Annotated in this window: 2 protein-coding genes; one reads left to right on the top strand and one right to left on the bottom strand. The window is 35.7% G+C overall.

Annotation, left to right across the window (positions count from 1 at the left end; genetic code table 11):
* A partial coding sequence (locus tag Q0770_RS12440; RefSeq protein ID WP_299117451.1) for a M14 family zinc carboxypeptidase occupies nucleotides 1-3,909 on the bottom strand: 3,909 nt, incomplete at its 3' end.
* A gap of 256 nt (nucleotides 3,910-4,165) precedes the next feature.
* Between Q0770_RS12440 and Q0770_RS12435 the strand changes: the two genes are divergently transcribed.
* Entirely contained in the window at nucleotides 4,166-10,267 is a 6,102-nt protein-coding gene (locus Q0770_RS12435) for a PKD domain-containing protein (RefSeq protein ID WP_299117448.1), read from the top strand.
* Nucleotide 10,268: the final 1 nt, after the last annotated feature.

Genomic DNA, 10,268 nt, shown 5'->3' with positions numbered 1-10,268 from the left:
ATCTGTAGTAGTTGGCGCTGATAGAGAGCCGTTACAATCCACAGTTACCGCAGAAAGTGTAGGCGTATTAGGTGCCGAAGTATCGTCGACCACAATATTTTGTGTTTGTGTAGAAGTATTTCCATTGCCATCATCAAAAGTCCAAGTTACAGTAGTTGTTCCTTGTGTAGTACTTAGTAATAAATCTGAAGTTGTGCCTATAATGGATCCACCACAATTATCTGTAGCAGTTGGTACGCTACCAATAATTGCTGCACATTCACCAGTAGCATCAGGAAGACTCATCGCATCTGGAACAGGTGCTAAATTATCAACTACAGTTACAGTAGCTGTAGCCGAATCAGATCCATTATCATCAGTAACTGTTAATGTTACTGTATTTGCTCCAATATTAGCACAGGTAAATGAGGTAATGTCTGTATCAAAAGTCAATGTTCCAGTTCCTGTACTACCATTATTAACTGCATCTTCTGCAATCGTTGCATTGCCAGCGGCATCAAGATTTACTGATATGTTTTGAGTGATAACTGTAGGGCCAGATGGAGCAGCATTAGATGTAAGGTTTAAGTTATCTATTGATGTGTCATTACTAAAAGAGCCACCAGTAATGGCAACAAATCGTAAACGTATTATTTTACCATCATAATCAGATAAATCTACAGACTGTGTTCTCCAAGCTTCTCCATTACTTGTTTGTTGTGTACCATTTAAAGGATTACCTTGACTAGTATCTCCCGTTGGAATAGCTATGAATGGTGCGCCATTATCACTGACTTCTATTGATAAACTTCCATAGGTAGCTGCAGCTCCAAACATATGATAATCAAAGGTAAATTGACTATTAACTCGTCCTGTTAAATCAAAACACGGAGAGGTTAAGATAGCATCCCTTACTGGAGTTATATTCCCTGGTGCTGAAGCTTCAGTATAAAGATAGCGAGAACCATCATTAGCTCCATTAGGACCAGTACCATTAGATCCTGTTCCACCGGAGTTATTTGTCCAATCTAAATCATCATCTGTGTTTTGTGTCCAGTCTCCCGTGAAAGTTGACAAAGCAGTTTCAAAACTTTCACTATAATTTGAACTAAGAGATATTGTATTAGTACATAGGTTCGGTGTGATAAACTTTACAGATTCTGAAAAAGCTGAAACAGAACTGCTACATCTTGTAGCTACTTGTACTTCGTATTCTGTATTACTATTTAAACCTGATAAAGCTTGTGTGAAACCACTGATGTTAGTGATTTCAGTCCATGTAGAAGTTCCAATTTCTCTATATCTTAAATCGTAAGATGCACCAGAAATATTTGTCCAAGATACATCAGCGGTTGTAAAGCTTATATTGCTAACTTCAACATTATTTGGTTCTAAAGTTGTATCACAAGGTACATCTAACCCAATAATTCTAAAATCATCAAAATAGAAACCACTTGGAGTAGAAGAGTAGTTTTCTAGCACATTATCATTATCACTAACAAACCTAAAACGTATTCTAACGTTAGAAGCACCTAATAAGAAAGAATTAGTTTGAGAATCGATAACAATCTCTTCCATTTTCCAATTATCGTATAAATCACCATCATATATAACCCCACTACTATTACTATCTTGAGGTGCACCACTATTATTTGTGTGGTCATTTGTAGCTAATGTGGCAGCAGGTTTTGTGTATTTACCTTCTAAAGGTTGATAGGTGCCACCATTTATAGAAGCAAGTATTTCTACAAAATCATAATTTCGTTCTATATCCCATTTAGCAAAGAACTGAATTAGGTAATCGGGATTAGAACTAAAATTATAAGTGTTGGCAGTAGTGATAGTTCTAGTAGAACTATTAGGATATGCATTATTGTTGTTTCCTCCAACTTTGATACCTCTAGTGCCCGAATATGCTGCTCCAGCCGCTGTTGCAGCTGTCCAAGTCCCAGAAGTTGTCCAATTTGTTAATTGATCATTATCAGGATTATCTTGAAATAATACATTAGGTTGATATACTTTCTCATAAGTTGCATCATAAAATATAGCTCCTGTGCTATTGGTTAATTGTACTCTATATATAATGCGGTCATTGGGTTGTATTCCTGAAGTTAAAACTATTTCATTTGTTACTTCTGTTTGTTCTAATATATTTAAACTGTTAATAGCTATTGGAGGTTCAACACTTTGTATGTTTTGTATTGGCGTGATTGTTAAGGTGAAATTTCCATCGGTTTGCCCAACGCGTTCTATACCAAAAGTTAAATCAGTTGTTAGGTTAGATGCAGGTTGTCCACTTAAAATATTTGAAGGTGTTAAGTCATGAAACTTTGCATAACGTCCACCATAATAAGCATTCATTAAATTTATACGTACCATGCGTTTTGCTATGGGAATGATATTTGCTCGTGTAGGCCAAAAACCACTAACACTAGCTTCACTACTAGAACCATTTTCTGGCGTGGTAGCTAAAATCCCTAATAGAGTTGAACCATCACCCATTGCAGTAGCTCCTATAGTATTGTTAGTTGTATCTAAATTTCCACCTACCATCCAGTCGTCAGCAATTCCGTTTGCAGGAGGGAAAATAGTTGCACCAGAAACATATCTATTGTATCTGGTCATATCTTCATGCCACTTTTGCATTTCATCTTCTCTGCCAGAAACATTTGTAGGATTACCACCATAAGGATGTGGAATTGAATTAGCAAAGGTATGTTGCCATACAGCAGTCTTAAAATTTCTAGATTCAACAAAATCTTTTATAATTTGTGTTTCTGGCTCAGAAAATGCAGCAGGACCTCTATATCCGGAACTAGTAGGTGATCCAGATGATCCAGAACCAGCAGTTCCCCAGAAATAAGCAAAATTTCTATTTAAGTCAACACCTCTGTTATCCGTAGATGATGAGTTAGTGTTTGGTCTCAAATTTTTACGCTGTAATCCACCCCCATTAGGTTCTATGAGTTCATTCCACCTTAGTCCGTCTGGATTTACGACAGGAATGAAGTACAATTCATTATTATCTACTAATTCTTTTACAGCTGGATTACAGTCATAATTCTCAATAAGGTACCACATAAAGTAAATATTACCCATTAAAGACCCCAACTCTCGTGAATGAATCATAGATGTGTAAAGAATTTGAGGTTTTGTACCTTCAGAGGTAGACGATTCGTTACCAGTAATTCTTATATAATAAATGGTTTGCGGATCAAAACGTTGTGCTACAGTACCAAAACCTACATAGTCTTGTGGATTACTCAAGGCGTCTTCCGGTACCATATTATCGTAAAGAGGATTAGGAATAGTAGTCAGAGGATTACCCCAAGTTTTTTGATTTGAAGAAGAAGCATCCTGTTTAACTGAGACAATATTTAATCCTTTGCTCTGAGAATAAGCCCTCATTTCATCAAGTTCAGTGAGAACTTGTGATATTGTTAAAGAGCCTCCCATAGGAACTTCTAATACAGATGTTACATCTGGATAATTAAGTGGTACATTCCAGTCCTCTTCCTCAGAACCAATGTATTGTAAGTAATTGTCAGAAGTGTTAAGAGCTACTGAAGATCTTTGAGTTAAATTTTGATGAAAAGCCATGGTTTTTGTTCTCTCTCTTTGGAACTCTTGTTGAGCTTTAAGTAAGTCTTTACTAGAATTATCTCTATAGAACTGATTTAAATCATCAATTAAGATTTGATATGAAATGTTATTGTTTCTTAAAACTGCTAAATCTGAGTTTACTATATCTATTGTAAATGCATTACTACTTTGTGTAGCACCACACCTTAAATCTATACCTAAGTCTGCTAGTTTATGAATAGCTTCATGACTGTTAGCATTAATTTTAACACGCTTATGCGTTTGAGAGTTGGCGGTTTGTGCTAAGGCAAAAAATGCCCATAGAATAGCGAGGGTAATTCTTTTCATTAGATTTGGGTTTAAAATGAATCGCCACAAATATATAATAAAAACTTAAAAAACATCGATAAAAAGCAAAAAAATTAGATTAAGTGCAAATATTTTATTTATATACACTGAAAATCAATTGTTTGTGAATGAAAGAATTTTACTGTAATTTCAACAATTATAATTGATTACTATAGTGTATTTGGATTTCATGATGTAGTTTTTATGAAAAATAGCGAATTAAGAATTTCTATAGAATTTGAATAATAAAAGTATAATGCGAATTCAAAAGAGTTATATAAAATCATTTTTTAATGAGAAAATACTCTTATTAATTAGTCTCAATGTTTGCATCATATTGGCTTTAGGTATTGATAAAGCTCAAATCAAAAATTTTCAGCTTGGTAATAATGACAGCGTAAAAAATGTTGCATTAAGTTCCAGTTTACCTCCAGATGCTATTTTAACAGGAACTACGACAGCTTGTTTAAACGATTCTCCAGAGCCAGAAATTACTTTTACTGGTTCAGCAGGTGTAGCTCCATATACCTTTACATATACCATAAATGGAGGAGCAAATCAGACCATATCTACAGCTGGTACTGATGATAGTATTTCAATTCCCGTTAATACAAGTACTACAGGTAGTTTTGTGTATGAATTAGTTTCTGTATCGGATAACAATGGAGACTCAGAATTTGCATCAGGTTCTGCAACAATTACTATAGTTGACCCACCATCAGTTAGTTTTACTTTTAATAACAATCAATGCTCTGGTTTGCCAGTGAGTTTTACACCTACAATAACTGGTAGTGGCCCGTTTACATTTAATTGGAACTTTGGAGATGGTGCATCATCCACACTTCAAAACACATCACATATATATGACGCTGAAGGTTGTGGAACTAGAGTTTTTAGCGCATCTCTTACTGTTACTGATAGTAATAACTGCTCTACGACTGTTTCAGAACTAATAACAATAGAAGAAAGGCCAGACATAAGCTTTGAAGATTTAGATGCCGGCTTTGGAATACCTTTTGACAATTGTGGAAATAATGCTACTGATCCGAATTATACAATAAATGTTGGAAATACATCTGCTTCAGCTTCTTGTATTTCTTCTTATAATGTAGATTGGGGAGATGGTTCATCAGCAACAGGAATTACTTTTCCGGCTACCCATACATATACACAATTAGGTTCTTTTAATGCTGTTATTACTGGAATAGGAAATAATGGTTGTGTATCTAATGAAACCATTATTATTAGAAATTCAAGCAATCCTACTGGAGCTATAGAAACACCAGGGAATACAGTAAACTTGTGTATACCAAATACTAATTTGCAATTTACAATTGGTTCATGGGGTACAAATCCACCAGATACGGTATATACAATAGATTATGGGGATGGGACTGAAGTAGTCATCAATCAAGCCGATATGGAAAGTTCTGTTTTTTATGATGCTGCGGATCCAGCATCTTCTCAGAATTTCCCTATTCCTCATACTTACACTGAGTCTAATTGCCCAGAGCCAAGTTACACTGTGGCTTTAAATATAATGACATCTTGTGGCGAATCTAATTTAACCGCTGGTCCTATAATTATATTGAGTCAGCCAACACCAGATTTTGAATTTGATAGCCCTGGGTGTGTCAATACACCAGTACAATTTACAAATACAACAGAAGGGGGATTTGGTCCTAATTGTTCTGAAAATACTGCGCATTCTTGGGATTTTGGTGATGGTAATACGTCTACAGATGAAAGTCCCTCACATACTTATACCACACCAGGTACATATACAGTAACGCTTACAGAAGAGAATTTTTGTGGTGTTTCTCCACCAATTACACAAACAATTTGTATAGAAGCCGAGCCAACAGCAGCATTTGCTTTAGACAATATAGAAGGATGTGTGCCCTTTGATGTTAATGCTACAAATACGACAAATGTTTCTCAATTTTGTGGAGCAGAAACCTATCTATGGGAAGTTACATATACACCTGAATTTTGTGGCACTGCAGAATCATGGTTGTTTACAAATGGAACTGATGAGAATTCAGTAAATCCTTCGTTTCAATTTAATTCTGCAGGTCAATACGATATACAATTGACTGTCACTAATTCTTGTGGAGATAACATTACAAATCAAACTATACAGGTTAAGCAACCTCCTAATGCTACTTTAGATGCAGTTGATGATGCCTGTGGACCAGTTTCTATTACTCCTGTGGCTACCGTTGATGATTGTGCACCAGCTAGCGAAGTAGTGACTTACAGTTGGTCTTTTCCAGGAGGTACGCCAGCGACTTCAAATCAATTAAGTCCAGGAGCTATTGACTATAGTGCTGTGGGAAATTATATCATAACCTTTAGTGTTACAAATTCTTGTGGTACAACTTCAGTCACAGAAGATTTTTCAATAAGTCAAATACCAACTATAACAAACACTAGTTTAACTCAAACTATATGTTCTGGAACAGATTCTAATGAAATAATATTGACTTCTGATACTCCTAATACAACATATACTTGGACTTCAAATAATCCAGGAGGACTGTCTGGTTTTATTGACTCTGGGACAACAGACACAATACCCATACAAACATTAGTAAATTCTACTACATCAGATATAACACTTGTTTATACCGTAACTCCTGAAGTTAATGGATGTACTGGCACACCTGTTGATTTCGAAATTATAGTACAACCTGCACCCACAATTACAAACCAACCGTTATCAGAACAAATTTGCTTGAATGGAGTTGCTAATGACATTTCAGTAACCCTACAAGGAAGTGGGACGCCAGCTTACCAATGGTTTGAAAATACTATTGATGATAATACTTCGGGTACTGCAATACCGGGAGAAACATCAGCTACTTTTTCGCCACCAACAAATACATTGGGTTCAATTTATTATTATGTTGTAATTACTTTCACAACAGGTGGTTGCGGTAATCTAGTTTCTGATACCGCAGAGATTGAGATTACTGATTCTGCCCAAATTGATACCGAACCACAAAATAGTCAATCTATATGTTTGGGAGGTACAGCAGATGAACTCGAGATACAAGTTTCTGGAGGTTCTGGCACAGCAACATATCAATGGTTTACAAATACAACAAATTCCAATACTGGAGGAACTCTAATTCCTGGTGCCAATTTGCCAACGTATACACCACCAGTTTTTAATATTATTGGGACATTCTATTATTATGTTGAAGTAGCCTATAGCGCTAGTGGTTGTGCAGCCTTATTAAGTAGTGTATCTGAAATTGTTGTTGTTGATGACCCAGTCATAACAATACAACCAATAACTTCTCAAAGTTTATGTCTTAATACGCCTCCACAAAATCTTGAAGTACAAATATCTGGTGGGTTAGGTAATATTAGTTACCAATGGTATGTAAATACAGTGAATAGTAATACTGGAGGTGCGCTTATAGCAGGTGAGAATCAGCCATTATTCACACCACCTACAAATACGGTAGGCACATTTTATTATTATGCCGTTGTTACTCAAGATGTTTCAGGTTGTGAAGTGATAAGCGATGTTTCTGAATTGGAGGTTAATAGTGGTGCTCAATTCGATTTACAACCTATTTCAAACGAAATATGTCTTGGCGATACTACACCAGCTTTAGAAGTGTCATTTACTAATGGTTCTGGAATACCAACTTATCAATGGTATGAGAATACAATTGATGATACTACAAGTGGAACTGCTATTCCTGGAGCAAATATGCCTACATATAGCCCCGATGTAAGCAATGTAGGGACTACATACTATTATGCGATTCTAACTTTTACAACAGGTGGATGTCCTGAGATTATATCTAATACTGCTGAAATTATTGTAAACCAAACCCCACAGATTTCAGATACTGTATTATTAATTTGTAGTGATAATGCTTTTCAGTTTGTTCCAGATATTATAAATGGAGATATAGTACCTGCAAATACTCAATATACGTGGACATTACCAACAGTTACCCCAGCCGGAGTTGTCACTGGAACTTCAGCACAAACAACCCCAGTAACAAATGTCTCTCAAGTTTTGGTAAACACAAGTTCTAACCCAGCAATTGTGATGTACACTGTAACACCTATATCAGGAATTTGCCAAGGGGCATCTTTTGAAATCGAGGTTACAGTTAATCCTTCAATTTCAATTTTAGATCAAGTAACTAATAGCCTTTGTTTCAATTCTAATTCTGGCTCAATAGATATTACTATTTCTGGAGGTGTTCCATTTGGAACTGGTAATGCATACAATATTACATGGTCAGGACCAAATGGATTTACTAGTACAGATGAAGATATTAGTAATTTGGAACCTGGTCAATATATTGTAGATATACAAGATGACGGAGGTTGTCCTTTTACTCAATCCTTTACTATTGCTGAACCTGGTGAATTAGTTTTTACTTCAATAGATTTTGACCCAGATACCATATCATGTTTTAATGCAAATGATGGACAGATAGGTATTGATATAGGTGGTGGAACCTTACCTTATACATTCTCTTGGACATTAAATGGAGCAGTATTTTCTACAGATGAAGATTTATCCAATTTAGGTCCAGGAAATTATTCTGTTTCAGTTACAGATGGTAATAGTTGTGGACCAATAACCCGAGATTTCAGTATCATTGAGCCGCAAGAATTAGATGTGGTCTTAGATGTTCAAACTAATGTGCTGTGTTTTGGTGAATCTACAGGTGCTATTTCAGTTTTAATAAGTGGCGGAAGGGCAAACTATTCGTATTCTTGGGTTGGACCAAATGGATATACAAGTACTAATCAAAATATTTCAGGTCTTGAATTTGGTATATATGATTTAACAGTAACCGACGCTTCTAATTGTGTTGATACACTTCAGGTTGAAATTATTCAAAATTCACAAATTGATATTGTTGTCACAGTAACACAAGTGGAGTGTTTTGGAGATAATGACGGCTCAATTGTAATTAATAATATTACTGGAGGAGTAGCACCTCACAATATAGCCTGGAGCAACCTAGGCACAGGAATGCAACAGACAGATTTATCTCCAGGAACCTATACAATAACTATCACTGATGCTGAGAACTGTCAACGCGATTTCCCTATAGTCATAGATGATGTACCTGTGTTTGATGTTAACCCTGTAGTAACACAAATGTCTTGTTCGGGAGCAAATGATGCAAGTATTAATCTTAATTTTATCGGTGGAGTAGACCCAGTAAATTTAGTATGGAGTGATGGTTCTCCAGACGGAACAGAACGAAATAATTTAGGTCCAGGAACTTATACGGTAACAATTACAGATGCTACGACCTGTATTATTCAAGAGAGTTTCACAATTTTCGATATCCCACCTTTACTACTATCAGCTAATGTGACTAATGCTTTGGATTGTGATAATGCCAATAGTGGAGCAATAAATCTTATAGTACAAGGTGGCTCTGCGCCATATACTTTTTTATGGTCTAATGGGGAAGTTACGGAAAACCTAGATGATATTGGTCCAGATACATATTCCGTTACAGTAATTGATGCTAATGACTGTGAGGTTGAAGCAAGTTGGACAGTTGATAGATTTGACCCTTTACAATTAGAAGTGATTACTAATTCTGAACCTGATTGCGATACAGGTGTTGTTAATCAGTCTTTTGAAGCTGTAGCTTCAGGTGGAGTACCTCCATTTACATACAGTTGGTCTAGTGGTACAGTTACAGGGCCTAATAACGAATTTATGACAACAGACCTTACCGGTTTAGTTGTTTTGAGTGTTGTAGACGGTCAAGGATGTGATTTTGAAATTACATTTGATGTTGAAACTATAGAGTTTGGTGGCGATGTCGATTTTTCTGTTTCCTCATTTGCGTTTTTAAATTTTGGAATTTTCTCTATCGAAGACCCTATTCAATTTACTAATGAAGCTACAGGAGATTTTGAAAGTATTTTGTGGGACTTTGGAGATGGAAGTTTTTCGACTGAAGAAAATCCGACACATATTTATTCTGCAGTTGGCAATTATGTTGTTACTCAGACAGTGACGTATCCTTTTGGATGTGTTTATACCTCAGTGGTTACGCTAATAGTAGAAAAGGGTTATGAATTAATTGTGCCAGATGCCTTTACACCAAATGAAGACAGTCTAAATGACTTTTTTAGACCAGAACAGCGTGGCTTAAATAATCTTGAATTACGAATTTATGATACATGGGGAAGTGTTGTTTTCTCTGAAAAAGGCGAATCTATTCAAGGTTGGGATGGTAAAGTGAAAGATGAAATCGCAGAAAATGGTAACTATTATTATACATTTTCAGGCATGACATTTTATGGTAAAGAAATTAAAAAGCAAGGTGCTTTAGTTTTTATTAAATAAT

Origin of the sequence: uncultured Winogradskyella sp. (assembly GCF_947501905.1) — a bacterium.
Classification (GTDB): domain Bacteria; phylum Bacteroidota; class Bacteroidia; order Flavobacteriales; family Flavobacteriaceae; genus Winogradskyella.
This window is presented reverse-complemented; position numbering and strand designations above follow the sequence as displayed.

What these genes read in the sequence shown, in the direction of transcription:
- Q0770_RS12435 (WP_299117448.1), top strand. Translation starts at nt 4,166, where the DNA reads ATGCGAATTCAAAAGAGTTATATAAAATCATTTTTTAATGAGAAAATA.